The organism is Pseudomonas sp. GD04058 (genome assembly GCF_029836855.1).
Lineage (GTDB): Bacteria > Pseudomonadota > Gammaproteobacteria > Pseudomonadales > Pseudomonadaceae > Aquipseudomonas > Aquipseudomonas bharatica.
Window position 1 is genome coordinate 57,482 of sequence record NZ_JAOECN010000007.1, and the last position, 15,265, is coordinate 72,746.

Here is a 15,265-nt window from a genome sequence, read left to right on the forward strand (position 1 = left end):
ATCAGCGCTTACAAAGGAGTTCAGTGGATTTTCGACTTTTTGTGAAAAATTTGTCGATTACCGGCAGAAGCTTCGCACAAGGTCCGATTTTTTCCACAACAACGGCAGGATGTTTTTCAGATGCTGGGGATCCGCGCTGGTCCAGAACTCCGCCGGCCGGGCGGGACCGGTGGCAAGCAGCTCGCGCTCGGCCAGCAGGCGCTGCAACTGGCGGGCGACTGCGGCCCCGGTGTCGATGATTGCCACGCTGGGCGGAACCATCTGGCTGAGCAGCGGACGCAGGAAGGGATAGTGGGTGCAGCCGAGGATAATGGTGTCGCAACCGGCAGCCAGCAAAGGCTCGACGTAGCCTTGCAGCAACTGGCGCAGCGCCGGGCTGTTCAGGTCACCCGACTCGATGCGCTCCACCAGGCCGGGGCATGGCTGGGTCACCACCTGGACATCGGTAGCGAAGCGATCGAGCAATGCCGCAAACTTGGCACTTTGCAAGGTACCGGTAGTGGCCAGCACGCCGACCACGCCGCTGCGGGTCGCTGCGGCCGCCGGCTTGACCGCAGGCTCCATGCCGACCAGCGGCCAGTGCGGGAATTGCTCGCGAAGGTCGGCGGCGGCGGCCACCGTCGCGGTATTGCACGCCAACACCAGGGCCTTGACGCCCTGCTCCTGGAAGAAACCGGCAACAGTGCGACAACGCTGACGGATGAACTCAGGGGATTTTTCCCCGTAGGGAATGTTCCCGCAATCGGCGACATACAGCAGCGACTCGTTGGGCAGCAGCCGGGCTATCTCGGCCAGGACCGAGAGGCCGCCAACGCCGGAATCGAATACGCCGACCGGCGCCGAGGCATCAACCATGTTGGCTCCCGCACACCGTGCAACCCGGATCGCGCTTGACCCTCAGCTCGCGGAAACGCGTGCCCAAGGCATCCACCAGCAACAGGCGCCCCACCAGCGGCTCGCCGAATCCGGCGAGCAGTTTCAACGCTTCCAGCGCCTGCAGGCTGCCGACCAGCCCGACCAGCGGCCCGACGACGCCAGCTTCGCTGCACGTCAGTTCCGCGTCGCTGCCGTGGCCGTAAAGACAGTGATAGCAGGGACTATCCGCGCGCCGTGGGTCGAACACCGACAACTGTCCTTCCAGACGGATCGCAGCGCCGCTGACCAGTGGCTTGCCGGCCTTGACGCAGGCCGCGTTGACCGCTTCACGAGTGCCGAAGTTGTCGGAGCAATCCAGCACCAGGTCGATTGCATCCACCGCTGCGGCAAGGGAGTCTGCGTCCAGCGCGCGAGGATGGGCGACCAGCCGGATATCCGGGTTCAGCGCGCGCAAGCGGGCCAACGCTGAGTCCACCTTGGGCTGGCCGACCGTGCTGCCGTCATGGATGATCTGCCGCTGCAGGTTGGTCAGGTCGACCGTATCGAAATCCGCCAGGTGCAAGGTCCCGACTCCCGCCGCTGCCAGGTACAAGGCGACCGGCGAACCGAGACCGCCGAGCCCGACGATCAGGGCGCTGGCATTCTTCAAGCGCAACTGGCCGTCGATATCGATCTGCGCCAGCAGGATCTGCCGGCTGTAGCGCAGCAGTTCCTCGTCGGTCAGCACGGCAGGCGCCCCAGGGTGATGCGCTCGTGCGCATTGAGGTCAAGGCGGCTTTCGATCTGCTCGAAGCCGTGTCGAGCCAGCAACTCGCGCACCGCCGCAGCCTGGTCGTAACCGTGCTCCAGCAGCAGCCAGCCGCCTTCGACCAGGTGCGCAGGCGCTTCGTCGACGATCTGGCGCAGATCGTCCAGGCCATCGGCGCCGGCCACCAGCGCACTGCTCGGCTCGAAACGCACGTCTCCGGCAACCAGGTGCGGGTCTTCGGCAGCGATATAGGGCGGATTGCTGATGACCAGCTCGAAACGCTGTCCGTCCAGGGCACTGAACCAGTGGCTTTGCAGCACCCTGACGTTGTCCAGTTGCAGGCGCTCGCGGTTGCGCTCGGCCAGGGCCACGGCCTCGGCCACGCGATCCACGGCGGTGACCTGCCATTCACGACGCTCGCTGGCCAGGGCCAGGGCAATGGCGCCGGTGCCGGTGCCGAGGTCGAGGACGCGGGCCTTGGCGGCAGGCTGCAGGGCCATGGCGGTTTCTACCAGCAGCTCGGTTTCCGGACGCGGGATCAGGGTATGCGGGGCAACTTCCAGATCAAGATTCCAGAAGCCTTGCTGGCCGAGGATATAGGCCACCGGCTCACCGGCACGGCGCCGTTGCAGATACCCGGCGAAGGTCTGCGCCGCCTCGCTGGCGACGATACGCTCCGGCCAGGTGTGCAGGTAGCTGCGGGTCTTGCCGATGGCTGCGGCCAGGAGCAATTCGCTGTCGAGGCGCGGTGTCGGCGAGTCGGGAAGCTCCGCGCTGCGGAGCAGGCTGGCGATAATGGTCATTCAATCACCCAGTGCGGCCAGTTGATCGGCCTGGTATTCCGCCAGCAACGGTTCGATCACGGCATCAACGCCCCCCGCCAGGACTTCGTCCAGCGAATACAGGGTGAGGTTGATGCGGTGGTCGGTGACCCGGCCCTGTGGATAGTTGTAGGTACGGATCCGTTCCGAGCGGTCGCCGGAGCCGACCAGCAGCTTGCGCTCGGACGCCATGGCATTCTGCGCGGCGCTGGTCTGCATGTCGTTGAGCTTGGCCGACAGCCAGGACATCGCCCGGGCACGGTTCTTGTGCTGGGAGCGCTCTTCCTGGCACTCGACCACGATACCGGTGGGCAAGTGGGTGATACGGATCGCCGAGTCGGTCTTGTTCACGTGCTGGCCACCGGCACCGGAGGCGCGATAGGTATCCACACGCAGATCGGCCGGGTTGATCTCGATGGCGACCTGCTCGTCGGGCTCGGGCAGCACGGCAACGGTACAGGCGGAGGTATGGATGCGGCCCTGCGACTCGGTCTCGGGAACCCGCTGCACGCGGTGCGCGCCGGACTCGAACTTGAGCTTGCCGTACACCGCCTCGCCTTCGACCCGGGCGATGATTTCCTTGTAGCCGCCGTGTTCGCCCTCGTTTTCCGAGAGGATTTCCAGGCGCCAGCCGCGCCGCTCGGCGTAGCGCGAATACATGCGGAACAGGTCGCCGGAGAAGATCGCCGCCTCGTCGCCGCCGGTGCCGGCGCGGATTTCCAGGAATACGTTGCGTCCGTCGTTCGGGTCTTTCGGCAGGAGCATGCGTTGCAACTGGTCTTCCAGCGCCTGCAACTGCTCCTTGGCTTCACGGACTTCCTCGATGGCCATCTCGCGCAGGTCGGGGTCGCTGTCCTTGAGCAGGGCCTGCGCGCCCTCGAGATCATCCTGCAGCTTGCGCCATTGCACATACCCGGCGGCCACCGGCTCGACTTCGGCATATTCCCGGGAATAGGCGCGGAAGCGGGTCTGGTCGGAAATGACCTCGGCATCGCCGAGCAGCGCGGTCAGTTCCTCGAAGCGGTCCTGGAGGATCTCCAGTTTTTTCAGCAGCGACGCTTTCATTGCGGGGTTTTATCCGTGGGGCCCTCGTTGAGGGCAAAGAGTTCCTGGGCCATGGCCAGCGCATCGACGCGGCCCTCGGCGGAGAGCTTTTTCAGTTGCACGCTGGGAGCGTGCAGCAGCTTGTTGGTCAGGCCGCGGGCGAGCTGCACCAGCACGTCCTCGGCGCTGGCGCCGTTGGCCAGCAGGCGCTGGGCCTTTTGCAATTCCTCGTCGCGCAGCCGTTCGCTCTGCTGGCGATAGGCGCGCAGCACATCCACCGCCGCCAGTTCGCGCAGGCGCGACATGAAGTCCTCGACGCCGGCGCAGACCAGTTCCTCGGCGGCCTGGGCAGCGCCCTGGCGGCTCTTGAGGTTTTCCGCGACGACATCGTGCAGGTCATCGACCGTATAGAGGTAGACGTCGTCCAGTTCCCCCACTTCCGGCTCGATATCCCGGGGCACGGCGATGTCGACCATGAAGATCGGCTTGTGCCGGCGCTGTTTCAGGGCGCTCTCCACCGCGCCCTTGCCGAGGATCGGCAACTGGCTGGCGGTGGAACTGATGACGATATCGCTGTTGACCAGTTCCTGCGGAATGTCCGCCAGCAGCACCGCACGGGCGCCGAACTGCTCGGCCAGGGTGCTGGCACGCTCCAGGGTCCGGTTGGCCACGACGATGCGCCGCACGCCCTGCTCATGCAGGTGGCGGGCGACCAGGGTGATGGTTTCGCCGGCGCCGATCAGCAGCGCCTGGCTGCGCCCCAGGTCACTGAAGATCTGTCGGGCCAGGCTCACCGCGGCGAAGGCTACCGATACCGGGTTCTCGCCGATCGCGGTGTCGGTGCGTACCTGCTTGGCCGCGTTGAAGGTGGCCTGGAACAGGCGCCCCAGCAGCGGGCCGATAGTACCGGCCTCGCGCGCCACGGCGTAGGCCGACTTCATCTGGCCGAGGATCTGCGGCTCGCCGAGCACCAGCGAGTCGAGCCCGGATGCGACCCGCATCATGTGCCGGACCGCGTCGTGGTCCTCATGGATGTAGGCGCTGGCCCGAAGCTCCTCGACGCTCAGCTGATGATAATCGGCCAGCCAGCGCAGGACGCTGTCGGCCGCCAGGTGGTCCTGCTCGATGTACAGTTCGCTGCGATTGCAGGTCGAAAGGATCGCGGCTTCGCGGCTGGCGGTCAGTCGACAGAGCTGCTGCAAGGCTTCGACCAGCTGCTCGGGGGTAAACGCCACGCGCTCGCGTACGTCTACCGAGGCAGTCTTATGGTTGATACCGAGGGCAAGAAAGGCCATTCAAGGTCGCTGGTTGTGACGTGAAGCCGATAATTGTCCTACTTCGCTGGATCGAGAACAACCACCGCTCGCGATTGTCTCTATAGACTGTATGCATAACGCCATCGCGAAGTGGGTTTGCCCAGGCGCTTGTGTCATGATGGCCCGACCGCAGGTTAGTCGCTCAAAATCCTCATTATGAATAGATCTTCCGCGTTGCTGCTCGCCCTCGCCCTGCTCCAGGGCTGCCAGGCCCTGCCGGGTTCCGGGGAGGCCTCGTCGCCTGCCGCCGAGCAAGCCGCCGCGCCGGCGGCCAGGCCAGAGCCGACGGTGTACGGCTCGTTCACCCAGGACACGCTCTACAGCCTGCTGGTCGCGGAACTGGCCGGGCAGCGCAATCGCTTCGACATCGCCCTGGACAACTATATGGTCCAGGCCGAGAAGACCCAGGACGCCGGCGTTTCCGAGCGCGCCTTCCGCATTGCCGAATACCTGGGCGCCGACCAGTCGACGCTGGAGGCTTCGCTGCTGTGGGCGAAGAACGACCCGGAAAACATCGATGCGCAGCGCGCCGCGGCCATCCAGCTTGCCCGCGCAGGGCGCTACGACGATTCCATGAGTTACATGGAGAAGGTCCTGCAGGGCCAAGGCGATACCCATTTCGACTTCCTTGCCCTGTCGGCCGCGGAAACCGACCAGGACACCCGCGACGGCCTGCTCAAGAGCTTCGATCGCCTGCTGCAGAAATACCCCGACAACAGCCAGCTGGTATTCGGCAAGGCCCTGCTTCTGCAACAGGACGGCAAATCCGAGGAGGCCCTGGCCCTGCTCGAAGCCCATCCGCCGCAGCAGGACAGCGAAATCGCCCCGGTCCTGCTGCGCGCACGCCTGCTGCAAAGCCTCGACCGCGGCGGTGAAGCCCTGCCGTTGCTGCGCAAGAGCATCGCGCGCAACCCCGACGACAAGCGCCTGCGCCTGACCTACGCCCGCATGCTGGTCGAGCAGGACCGCATCGACGATGCCAAGAACGAATTCGCCAGCCTGCTCCAGCAATACCCGGACGACGACGAACTGCGTTATTCCCTGGCCCTCGTCAGCCTCGAGGCCAAGGCCTACGACGAGGCGTCCGGCTACCTGCAGGACCTGATCGACCGTGACAGCCACGTCGATGCCGCGCACCTCAACCTCGGGCGCATCCGCGAAGAGCGCAACGACCTCGAAGGTGCCCTCAGCGAATACGCCCAGGTCGGCGCCGGCAACGATTACCTGCCGGCGCAACTGCGCCAGGCCGATATCCTCATCGCCAACGGCCGCACCGACGAAGCCATCCGCCGCCTCGACCAGGCCCGCGACAGCCAGCCCGACTACGCCATCCAGCTGTACCTGATCGAAGCCGAGACCCTGGGCAACAACGGCAAGGAAGACCAGGCCCGACGCGTCCTCGATAGCGCCATCAAGCAGTATCCGGACGATCTCAACCTGCTCTATACCCGGGCCATGCTCGCCGAAAAGCGCGACGATCTGGCGCAGATGGAAAAAGACCTGCGCGCCATCATCGCCCGCGAGCCGGAAAACGCCATGGCCCTCAACGCCCTTGGCTACACCCTCGCCGATCGCACCACGCGCTACGCCGAAGCCCGGCAACTGATCGAAAAAGCCCACCAACTGACCCCCGACGACCCGGCCGTGCTCGACAGCCTGGGCTGGGTCAATTACCGCCTGGGCAACCTGGACGAGGCCGAGCGCCTGCTGCGCCGTGCCCTGGAGCGCTTCCCCGACCACGAAGTCGCTGCCCACCTGGGCGAAGTGCTCTGGGCCAACGGCAAGCAACGCGAAGCCCGCCAGGTCTGGGCCAAGGCCTTCGAAGCCCAGCCCGACAGCCCTATCCTGCGCAAGACCATCCTGCGCCTGACCGGATCCGAGACCCTTTAAGCCTATGTTTTTGCGCCACCTGCTCACCTTCAGCCTGATCGCCCTGCTCGCCGGTTGCGCCGGCTTCGGTTCCAAGGAAGCCGTCCAGGGCCAGGGCAGTCCACAACTGTGGAAAGAACATAAAGCCCGGTTGAGCACCCTCGACGGCTGGCAGATCAACGGCAAGGTCGGCATCCGCGCGCCGAAGGACTCCGGCAGCGGCACACTGTTCTGGCTGCAACGCCAGGACTATTACGATATCCGCCTGTCCGGCCCGCTGGGCCGCGGCGCCGCACGCCTGACCGGGCGCCCGGGCCAGGTGGTGCTGGAAGTCGCCAACCAGGGCCGCTTCGAGGCACCGACTCCGGAAACCCTGCTGGCCGAGCAACTCGGCTGGGAATTGCCGGTATCGCACCTGGTCTGGTGGGTCCGCGGCCTGCCTGCGCCGGACAGCAAGAGCCGGCTGACCCTCGACGGCGACAGCCGCCTGGCCAGCCTGGAGCAGGACGGCTGGCAAGTGGAATACACCCGCTACACCGAACAGAATGGTTACTGGCTGCCCGAGCGGATCAAGATGCACGGCCAGGATCTGGACGTGACCGTGGTCCTCAAGGAATGGCAACCGCGCCAGCTGGGGCATTGAAATGAGCGAGCGCCTGACCCTGCCGGCCCCGGCCAAGCTCAACCTGATGCTGCATATCCTCGGGCGCCGCGCCGATGGCTATCACGAGCTGCAAACCCTCTTCCAGTTCCTCGACCATGGCGACGAACTGGACTTCGCCGTGCGCGAGGATGGCCAGATCCGCCTGCACACCGACATCGCCGGCGTTCCCCACGACAGCAACCTGATCGTCCGTGCCGCGCGCAAGCTGCAGCAAATGACCGGCACCACGCTGGGTGCCGACATCTGGCTGCACAAGGTGCTGCCCATGGGCGGCGGCATCGGCGGTGGCAGCTCGGATGCGGCGACCACCCTGCTCGCCCTCGATCATCTGTGGCAGACCGGCTGCGGTGAAGACCGGCTCGCCGAGCTCGGCCTGGGCCTGGGCGCCGACGTGCCGGTGTTCGTTCGCGGCCATGCGGCCTTTGCCGAAGGCGTGGGGGAAAAGCTCACGCCCGTCGATCCGCACGAGCCCTGGTACGTCGTGCTGGTTCCGCAAGTGTCTGTAAGTACGGCGGAAATTTTTTCGCATCCTTTGTTGACACGTAATTCAAAGCCCATTAAAGTGCGCCCCGTTCCCGAGGGAAACAGTCGAAATGACTGTCAAGCGGTAGTTGAGCAAAGTTACCCAGAAGTACGTAACGCCTTGAATTTGTTAAACAAATTCACTGAAGCAAGACTCACCGGCACTGGAAGTTGTGTGTTTGGGGCCTTCCCAGACAAAGCTGAAGCTGATAGAGTTTTGGCCCTTCTTGCAGAGACCCAAACAGGGTTCGTGGCAAAGGGAAGCAATGTTTCGATGTTGCATCGCAAGCTACGAAGTCTGCGCTAGGAATCGAGTACCAGGTACTCGCAGCAACAGATACAGGGGCGTCGCCAAGCGGTAAGGCAGCAGGTTTTGATCCTGCCATGCGTTGGTTCGAATCCAGCCGCCCCTGCCATTTTCCTTATACTCATCCAGGTATACCCTCAGCCTTCAGGTACTGCGCGTGTCCAAGATGATGGTCTTTACGGGGAACGCCAACCCCGATCTGGCTCGGCGTGTCGTACGTCAGCTGCATATCCCACTGGGTGATGTTTCTGTCGGCAAGTTCTCCGACGGCGAAATCAGCACTGAGATTAATGAAAACGTTCGCGGTAAGGACGTCTTCATCATTCAGCCGACTTGCGCGCCAACCAACGATAACCTGATGGAACTGGTAGTGATGGCCGACGCCTTCCGCCGCTCCTCAGCGTCCCGAATCACCGCTGTGATTCCTTACTTCGGATATGCCCGCCAGGACCGCCGTCCGCGTTCGGCGCGTGTTGCAATCAGCGCCAAAGTCGTCGCTGACATGCTCACCGTCGTAGGTATCGACCGTGTTCTCACCGTCGACCTGCACGCTGACCAGATCCAGGGGTTCTTCGATATTCCGGTAGATAACATCTACGGCTCCCCCGTCCTGGTGGATGACATCGAAGACCAGCGTTTCGAGAACCTGATGATCGTCTCCCCGGACATCGGTGGTGTCGTGCGTGCACGCGCCGTCGCCAAGTCCCTGGGCGTGGATCTCGGTATCATCGACAAACGCCGCGAGAAGGCCAACCACTCCGAAGTGATGCACATCATCGGTGACGTCGAAGGACGTACGTGCATTCTGGTCGACGACATGGTCGATACCGCCGGCACCCTGTGCCATGCGGCCAAGGCCCTGAAAGAACACGGCGCTGCCAAGGTTTACGCCTACTGCACGCACCCTGTACTCTCCGGTCGCGCGATCGAGAACATCGAGAATTCCGTGCTCGACGAGCTGGTGGTGACCAACACCATCCCGCTGTCCGCCGCTGCACAAGCCTGTGACCGTATCCGTCAACTGGATATCGCACCGGTCGTCGCCGAAGCGGTTCGCCGCATCAGCAACGAAGAATCGATCAGCGCGATGTTCCGCTAAGGCATCAGCCTCGCGAACATCCGTTGACGTAAAGCGCCCCGCCCCAACACCGGTTGTTGGGGCGGGGCTTTTTTGCCCTTTCCGCTTTGGCGCTGGTCGCAAGCCCCATTCGGAACAGGCTAATTTTGGAGATACAAAATGACCGATTTCATCCTGAACGCCCAAGCGCGTACTGACCTGGGGAAAGGTGCGAGCCGCCGCCTGCGTCATGCCGCCAGCATCCCTGCCGTTGTCTACGGTGGTAACAAGGACGCCGAGTCCGTGACCATCCTGGCCAAGGAAATCGCCAAGCTGTTCGAAAACGAAGCTGCCTTCAGCCACGTTATCGAACTGAACGTCGATGGCAAAAAGCAGAACGTCATTGTCAAGGCAATGCAGCGTCACCCAGCCAAGCAGTTCATCATGCACGCTGACTTCGTTCGCGTCGTTGCCGGCCAGAAACTGACCGCCGTTGTTCCGGTTCACTTCATCAACGAAGAAGCTCCGGTCAAGAAAGGCGGCGAGATCTCCCACACCCTGAACGAGATCGAAGTTTCCTGCGAAGCCAAGGACCTGCCTGAGTTCATCGAGGTTGACCTGGCCAACGCTGAAATCGGCACCATCGTCCACCTGTCGGACCTGAAAGCTCCGAAAGGCGTAGAGTTCGTTGCTCTGGCCCACGGTGATGACAAGGCCGTTGCCAACGTTCACGCTCCGCGCGTTGCTCCTGAAGCAGAAGGCGCTGCCGAGTAACCCACTCGGTTCGCCGGTGTTGCCCGGATTGCGGTGCTGATGCCGCAATCCCCAACTCCAAGGAAGAGCCCCTGACGTGACCGCCATCCAGTTGATCGTCGGCCTGGGAAACCCGGGCCCCGAATACGAACAGACCCGGCATAACGCAGGGGCTCTTTTCGTTGAACGCATTGCCAGCGCCCAGCGCGTCAACCTGACCGCTGACCGCAAGTATTTCGGCCTGACGGCAAAATTCAGCCATCAGGGCCACGACGTTCGCCTGCTGATCCCCACCACCTACATGAACCGCAGCGGCCAGTCCGTTGCCGCTCTGGCCAACTTCTTCCGTATCGAGCCAGATGCCATCCTGGTGGCCCACGACGAACTCGACCTGCCTCCCGGCGTCGCCAAACTCAAGAAGGGTGGCGGCCACGGCGGGCACAACGGCCTGCGCGACATCATCGCGCAGCTCGGCAACAAGAACGACTTTCACCGTCTGCGGCTTGGCATCGGCCACCCGGGTGATGCCAAGCTGGTGTCCAACTTCGTCCTGGGCAAGGCGCCCCGCGCCGAACAGGACAAGCTCGACGCCAGTATCGATTTTGCCCTCGGCGTGCTGCCGGACATCCTCGCCGGCGAATGGGCGCGTGCGATGAGAGAGCTGCACAGCCAGAAGGCCTGACTTCACGAAGAGGGATTCACCATGGGATTCAATTGCGGCATCGTCGGCCTGCCCAACGTCGGCAAGTCCACCCTGTTCAACGCCTTGACCAAATCCGGCATCGCGGCGGAGAACTTCCCCTTCTGCACCATCGAGCCGAACAGCGGCATCGTGCCGATGCCGGACGCCCGCCTGGACGCCCTGGCGGCCATCGTCAAGCCACAGCGCATCCTGCCGACCACCATGGAGTTCGTCGACATCGCCGGCCTGGTGGCGGGCGCGTCCAAGGGTGAAGGCCTGGGCAACAAATTCCTCGCCAACATCCGCGAGACCGACGCCATCGCCCACGTGGTGCGCTGCTTCGAAGACGAGAACGTGATCCACGTTTCCAACAGCGTCGACCCCAAGCGCGACATCGAGATCATCGACCTGGAACTGATCTTCGCCGACCTCGACAGCTGCGAGAAGCAACTGCAGAAGGTCGCGCGCAACGCCAAGGGCGGCGACAAGGAAGCCCTGGCGCAGAAAGCCATCCTCGAGAAACTCATTCCGCACTTCACCGAAGGCAAGCCGGCGCGCAGCCTGATGAAGAACATGGCTGACGACGAGAAGGCGGTGATCCGCGGCTTCCACCTGCTGACCAGCAAGCCGGTGATGTACATCGCCAACGTGGCCGAAGACGGCTTCGACAACAACCCGCACCTGGACGTGGTGCGTGCCATTGCCGAAGAAGAAGGCGCGGTGGTGGTGCCGGTATGCAACAAGATCGAAGCTGAAATCGCCGAGCTGGACGAAGGCGAAGAGAAGGACATGTTCCTCGAGGCCCTGGGCCTGGAAGAGCCTGGCCTGAACCGCGTGATCCGTGCCGGCTACGCCCTGCTCAACCTGCAGACCTACTTCACTGCCGGCGTGCAGGAAGTCCGCGCCTGGACCGTGCGCGTCGGCGCCACCGCGCCACAGGCTGCCGGCGTGATCCACACCGACTTCGAAAAAGGCTTCATCCGCGCCGAAGTGGTCGCCTACGACGACTTCATCCAGTACAAGGGTGAAGGCGGTGCCAAGGAAGCCGGTAAATGGCGCCTGGAAGGCAAGGACTACATCGTCAAGGACGGTGACGTGATGCACTTCCGCTTCAACGTCTGATTCCTGCGCTGAAATGAAAAGCCCCCTGTGAGCCTCGGCTCCAGGGGGCTTTTCGTTTTCAGGCCTGCGCCGACCGGCCCGGCATCAGCTCATAGGGTGACTTCCAGCCCGGCAGGTCGCGGATCCTGTCTTTCCACGCCTCGATATGACGGTATACGGCGAGGTCCATGCCCGTGTCTTCCGGCATGAAGACATAGCCCGCCAGGGACAGGTCGGCAATGGTCAGGCGCTCGCCGAGCATGAAGGAACGCTTGGCCAGGTGCGCATCGACGATCTCGTAGGCCGCCTTTGCGCGTTCGCGAAGGAAGGTGGTGACCGGCGTCTCGCCGCTGTGCTTCAGCCCGTAGATAAAGCGCAGGGTGGCGTAGTAGGAGGTGAACTTGTGGTTGTCGAAGAGCATCCAGCGCCAGATCTCGCGGCGCTCCTCCTCGCTTTGCGGCCCGAAACGACCGCTGTACCCGGCCAGGTAGTCGAGGATCAAGGCCGACTGGGTCAGCGTCTGCCCGGCATGTTCCAGCACCGGCACCTCGCCCTGCTCGTTGACCTCGTCGCGCCAGCCAGCCTGGCGTGTCTGTCCGTGGAAGAAATCGACGAACACCGGCTCCCAGTCCAGGCCACTCAGTTCGAGCATCAACGCAGCCTTGTAGGCGTTCCCGGACTCGGCAAAACAATGCAATTTGAACTCTGACATGACGCTCCCTTTCCCCTTGGAAAACGACGCGTTCCAGGTAGGAGCTGGCTTGCCTGCGATGGACCGCAAAGCGGTCTTGGAACCCTCCAGCACGAGCAGGAGCCAGCCAGCAACTCTGGATTCAGCGCCGATCTGATCGCGCTTGGACAGCCGATCCGATACGGCAGGTTTCGGGACCGCCTTGCGGTCCATCGCAGGCAAGCCAGCTCCTACAGTGACCGCGTAGCCGTTGGTTGCTTGCAAGCCTTCGGAGCAAAGCATGCCTGTGTGGGAAGGGTCAATTGCCAGTACCGAGACTTACTCGGTTCGCAGATCCACCGCCAGATCCCGCGCCGCCTTGGTCGCCAGCACGCTCATCAGATTGCCCATCTCATCCTGGCGTCCGACTCCGCCTTCAGCGGCGCCCATCATGACAGACGGCACCGGTGCACGAGCTGCCGCCTCGGCCCACGCCTGGTTGATCCGCACCAACGCATCGAGCTTCGCCTGCAACGCACCGTCGGCCTTGATCGACGCCGCCCGGGCATAGGCTTCGGCATCAGCGGTTATCTTGGTCGCTTCACCTGTCACCCGGGCCTTGTCCCGCAGCAGTTCGGCGGTTTTCTTCTCGATCTCGGCGCGGCGCTGCTCGCGTTCGGCATTGATCAGGGTGAGCTGTTTTTCGGTCTCGGCCTGGGTGGTGCGCTCGATCTGCTGGCGCAGGCTTTCCTGGCGCTTGGCTTCGACATCCTTGGCACCGCGGGCGGAGACCAATTGCTTCTCCTCCTCTTCCTTGAGCCGGTTCTGCCGGGCCACGGCCAGCTCGGCAAGAGCCTGCTGCACACGGACCATACGCTCCTGATACTGCGGATTTGGGTCGATGTGAGTGACCCGGGCGTCCACCACATCCACGCCGAACAGGCGGAACTGCTGTTGCTTGCGGATTTCCACGCCGTGCTCGTCGCGCAGCTTCTCGATGACGAAGCGCGTGGAGATGCTGTCGCCGTATTGCCCCTGATCGGTGCCGGCCTGGAGGATCGCCGTCTGCGCCGGCGAGTGGTCACGCTGGACCCGCACTTCCTTGCGTTTGGTCAGGTACAGGCCATCACGCAACTGGTTCTCGAACTCGGCGCCAAACTGGTTGCGGTCGCCGGCGTAGTAATCGTCGGCACTCATCAGCGAGGCGGTGGCCTGCAGGGTTTCCTTGACCGCGGGGAGCAAGGCGCGCTGCAGGAAGTTCTCCGGCGTGCGGTACTCATGGGCGATGGTCAGGAAGGCTTCGCCGCTCGGCATGCGGAACTGGGTGCTGAACTCGGCCTTGGCATCGACGTTGCCAAGGAACACGATCGGCAAGGTGCCGACCGTCACCGTCGGATTGCCGCTGGCATGGGTATCGCCCTGCAACGCCGACTGGACGCCAATGGTGCGCTTCCACACCGTTGTGCGCCCGAACCACTGGGTGGCGTAACCGACGTCCTCGACCACTTTCTCCTCGCCGAAGATCGTGCGCACGTGGGCCATCTGGCCGGCTTCGTTGTAGAAGAACACCTGGTTGAACAACGCGGCGCAGGCACCGATGGCAATCAGGGGAATAGCGGCCAGGGCGATGGTCTTGCGGCTGACGCGGGGTAGATCGACGTTTGGCAGTGAAAGATTGGACATGGACGTCTCCTTGAATGAGGGACGTGCATGCTCGTTGGGGGGCATTTCCCCAGCAATGAGGGGATTCTGCCTGAACCGTGGGAAACATCTGGATTAAGCAGGCGGTAAATGGCCGAACGCGTACCCTGTGGGAGCTGGCTTGCCAGCGATAGCTGTAGTGAATTCACTATCGCCATCGCTGGCAAGCCAGCTCCCACAGAGTCCGTGTCCGGCCGTCAACTTTCTTCTCAGCTCGACGGTGCACCTGTTGCGAGAATCTCCTCCAGAAACCCCACGAACGCCCGAATCCGGCTCGAATCCCGATGGCTCGGCAGATACAGCGCATTGATCGCACAACTGGCACTGCCCGGACTCGCCTCGAACCCTTCCAGCACCCTTAGCAACCTGCCCCGCCGCACGTCCTCGGCAACCAGCCAGTCCGCCAGCAGCGCCAGGCCACCCTCGGCAATTGCCGCCTCGCGCAGGACATCGGCGTTGTTGCTGCGCAAGCGCCCCTGCACATTGATCGGAATACTGTCGCCCCCTTCACGGAACACCCAGTTCTGTACCGCCGGGCCGTAATCGAACACCAGGCACTGGTGCTCCAGCAGATCAAGCGGATGCCGTGGGATGCTGGCTCGCTCCAGATAGGCGGGGCTTGCTACCAGCCAGCGCTCGAAGCGCCCGATCGGCTTGCTGATCACGTCCTCGCTGCCGAGGGTCGAGCCCAGTCTCACGCACAAATCGACCCGCTCGGTGAGCAGGTCGGTCATCTGGTCGCTGAGGGTCAGGCTGATCTCCAGTTCCGGATGCCGCGCCAGCAGACGACCCAGGTGCGGCGCGATAACCCGGCGACCGAACTCCACCGGCACGTTCACCCGCAACCGCCCTCGCGCTTCGCTGCCACGATCGAAGACCGCGCCATCCGCCTCGGCCAGGGCTTCGAGAATGGCCACGGCCTTGTCGTAGTAATCCTGGCCGGCCACCGTCGGGCTGCTGTGGCGGGTGGTGCGGTTGAGCAGCGTGGTGCCCAGCTGGGCTTCGAGGGCGGCGACCTGGCGGGTCACCGAAGAGGTCGCCACGCCCAACTTGCGCGCTGCCGCCGAGTAGCCACCGCAGCGCACGGTTTCGACGAACATGCTCAACGCCTGCAATTTGTCCACGGCCCGGCTC

At 63.6% G+C, this 15,265-nt stretch carries 15 protein-coding genes and 1 tRNA gene; 8 read left to right on the top strand and 8 right to left on the bottom strand.

Going from position 1 to position 15,265, the window contains the following annotated elements; all coding sequences use genetic code 11:
• Window positions 1-57: 57 nt before the first annotated feature.
• Genes murI through hemA form a run of 5 tightly spaced genes read right to left on the bottom strand, consistent with a single transcriptional unit; the run spans window position 58 to window position 4,784 of the window.
• Complete coding sequence (murI, locus tag N7650_RS08430; RefSeq protein ID WP_064303606.1) at window positions 58-855, bottom strand: glutamate racemase; 798 nt, start codon at window positions 853-855, stop codon at window positions 58-60.
• The gene (locus N7650_RS08435) at window positions 848-1,603 is read right to left on the bottom strand and encodes a molybdopterin-synthase adenylyltransferase MoeB (protein WP_009405949.1); all 756 of its coding nucleotides are present in this window, start codon (window positions 1,601-1,603) and stop codon (window positions 848-850) included. Before N7650_RS08435 ends, murI begins: the two co-directional genes overlap by 8 nt.
• On the bottom strand, window positions 1,597-2,427 hold the full coding sequence (gene prmC, locus N7650_RS08440; protein ID WP_279897845.1) for a peptide chain release factor N(5)-glutamine methyltransferase: 831 nt from the start codon (window positions 2,425-2,427) through the stop codon (window positions 1,597-1,599). Before prmC ends, N7650_RS08435 begins: the two co-directional genes overlap by 7 nt.
• The gene (gene prfA / locus N7650_RS08445) at window positions 2,428-3,510 is read right to left on the bottom strand and encodes a peptide chain release factor 1 (protein ID WP_009405952.1); all 1,083 of its coding nucleotides are present in this window, start codon (window positions 3,508-3,510) and stop codon (window positions 2,428-2,430) included. It abuts the gene before it with no gap.
• Window positions 3,507-4,784 carry a glutamyl-tRNA reductase gene (hemA, locus tag N7650_RS08450; RefSeq protein ID WP_009405954.1) on the bottom strand — a complete coding sequence of 426 codons (1,278 nt, stop codon included), beginning with the start codon at window positions 4,782-4,784 and terminating at the stop codon, window positions 3,507-3,509. The genes prfA and hemA overlap by 4 nt, the downstream gene beginning before the upstream one ends.
• A gap of 177 nt (window positions 4,785-4,961) precedes the next feature.
• Here hemA and N7650_RS08455 point away from each other — a divergent pair, with 177 nt between their 5' ends.
• From N7650_RS08455 to ychF, 8 genes are all read left to right on the top strand, one after another.
• Complete coding sequence (locus N7650_RS08455) at window positions 4,962-6,695, top strand: tetratricopeptide repeat protein (protein ID WP_279897849.1); 1,734 nt, start codon at window positions 4,962-4,964, stop codon at window positions 6,693-6,695.
• A 4-nt stretch (window positions 6,696-6,699) separates the two neighbouring features.
• Complete coding sequence (lolB, locus tag N7650_RS08460; protein ID WP_009405958.1) at window positions 6,700-7,317, top strand: lipoprotein insertase outer membrane protein LolB; 618 nt, start codon at window positions 6,700-6,702, stop codon at window positions 7,315-7,317.
• A gap of 1 nt (window position 7,318) precedes the next feature.
• Window positions 7,319-8,167, top strand: a complete 849-nt coding sequence (ispE, locus tag N7650_RS08465; RefSeq protein ID WP_009405960.1) for a 4-(cytidine 5'-diphospho)-2-C-methyl-D-erythritol kinase — start codon at window positions 7,319-7,321, stop codon at window positions 8,165-8,167.
• A gap of 34 nt (window positions 8,168-8,201) precedes the next feature.
• Window positions 8,202-8,276: transfer RNA gene (locus tag N7650_RS08470), tRNA-Gln, on the top strand.
• A 48-nt stretch (window positions 8,277-8,324) separates the two neighbouring features.
• The gene (locus tag N7650_RS08475) at window positions 8,325-9,266 is read left to right on the top strand and encodes a ribose-phosphate pyrophosphokinase (protein WP_009405962.1); all 942 of its coding nucleotides are present in this window, start codon (window positions 8,325-8,327) and stop codon (window positions 9,264-9,266) included.
• A 138-nt stretch (window positions 9,267-9,404) separates the two neighbouring features.
• On the top strand, window positions 9,405-9,998 hold the full coding sequence (locus N7650_RS08480) for a 50S ribosomal protein L25/general stress protein Ctc (protein ID WP_279897852.1): 594 nt from the start codon (window positions 9,405-9,407) through the stop codon (window positions 9,996-9,998).
• Between the two features lie 76 nt (window positions 9,999-10,074).
• Window positions 10,075-10,659, top strand: coding sequence for an aminoacyl-tRNA hydrolase (gene pth / locus N7650_RS08485; protein WP_009405966.1), 585 nt, complete (start codon window positions 10,075-10,077; stop codon window positions 10,657-10,659).
• 21 nt (window positions 10,660-10,680) lie between these two features.
• Window positions 10,681-11,781: a redox-regulated ATPase YchF gene (gene ychF / locus N7650_RS08490; protein ID WP_009405968.1), complete on the top strand. Its 1,101-nt coding sequence runs from the start codon at window positions 10,681-10,683 to the stop codon at window positions 11,779-11,781.
• Window positions 11,782-11,839: 58 nt separating this feature from the next.
• Here the strand turns inward: ychF and N7650_RS08495 are convergent, their stop codons facing one another.
• The 3 genes from N7650_RS08495 to N7650_RS08505 form a co-directional block, all read right to left on the bottom strand.
• A complete protein-coding gene (locus N7650_RS08495; protein WP_009405970.1) occupies window positions 11,840-12,472 on the bottom strand; it encodes a glutathione S-transferase in 633 nt (210 codons plus the stop codon).
• A gap of 297 nt (window positions 12,473-12,769) precedes the next feature.
• Window positions 12,770-14,113, bottom strand: a complete 1,344-nt coding sequence (locus N7650_RS08500) for an SPFH domain-containing protein (protein ID WP_279897856.1) — start codon at window positions 14,111-14,113, stop codon at window positions 12,770-12,772.
• Window positions 14,114-14,340: 227 nt separating this feature from the next.
• Entirely contained in the window at window positions 14,341-15,255 is a 915-nt protein-coding gene (locus tag N7650_RS08505) for a LysR family transcriptional regulator (protein WP_009406538.1), read from the bottom strand.
• Between the last annotated feature and the right edge of the window lie 10 nt (window positions 15,256-15,265).

Bases quoted from the DNA above. Each gene is read 5' to 3' on its own strand.
- murI (WP_064303606.1), bottom strand. From the start codon at position 855: ATGGTTGATGCCTCGGCGCCGGTCGGCGTATTCGATTCCGGCGTTGGC.
- prmC (WP_279897845.1), bottom strand. From the start codon at position 2,427: ATGACCATTATCGCCAGCCTGCTCCGCAGCGCGGAGCTTCCCGACTCG.
- prfA (WP_009405952.1), bottom strand. From the start codon at position 3,510: ATGAAAGCGTCGCTGCTGAAAAAACTGGAGATCCTCCAGGACCGCTTC.
- hemA (WP_009405954.1), bottom strand. From the start codon at position 4,784: ATGGCCTTTCTTGCCCTCGGTATCAACCATAAGACTGCCTCGGTAGAC.
- N7650_RS08455 (WP_279897849.1), top strand. From the start codon at position 4,962: ATGAATAGATCTTCCGCGTTGCTGCTCGCCCTCGCCCTGCTCCAGGGC.
- lolB (WP_009405958.1), top strand. From the start codon at position 6,700: ATGTTTTTGCGCCACCTGCTCACCTTCAGCCTGATCGCCCTGCTCGCC.
- ispE (WP_009405960.1), top strand. From the start codon at position 7,319: ATGAGCGAGCGCCTGACCCTGCCGGCCCCGGCCAAGCTCAACCTGATG.
- N7650_RS08480 (WP_279897852.1), top strand. From the start codon at position 9,405: ATGACCGATTTCATCCTGAACGCCCAAGCGCGTACTGACCTGGGGAAA.
- ychF (WP_009405968.1), top strand. From the start codon at position 10,681: ATGGGATTCAATTGCGGCATCGTCGGCCTGCCCAACGTCGGCAAGTCC.
- N7650_RS08495 (WP_009405970.1), bottom strand. From the start codon at position 12,472: ATGTCAGAGTTCAAATTGCATTGTTTTGCCGAGTCCGGGAACGCCTAC.
- N7650_RS08500 (WP_279897856.1), bottom strand. From the start codon at position 14,113: ATGTCCAATCTTTCACTGCCAAACGTCGATCTACCCCGCGTCAGCCGC.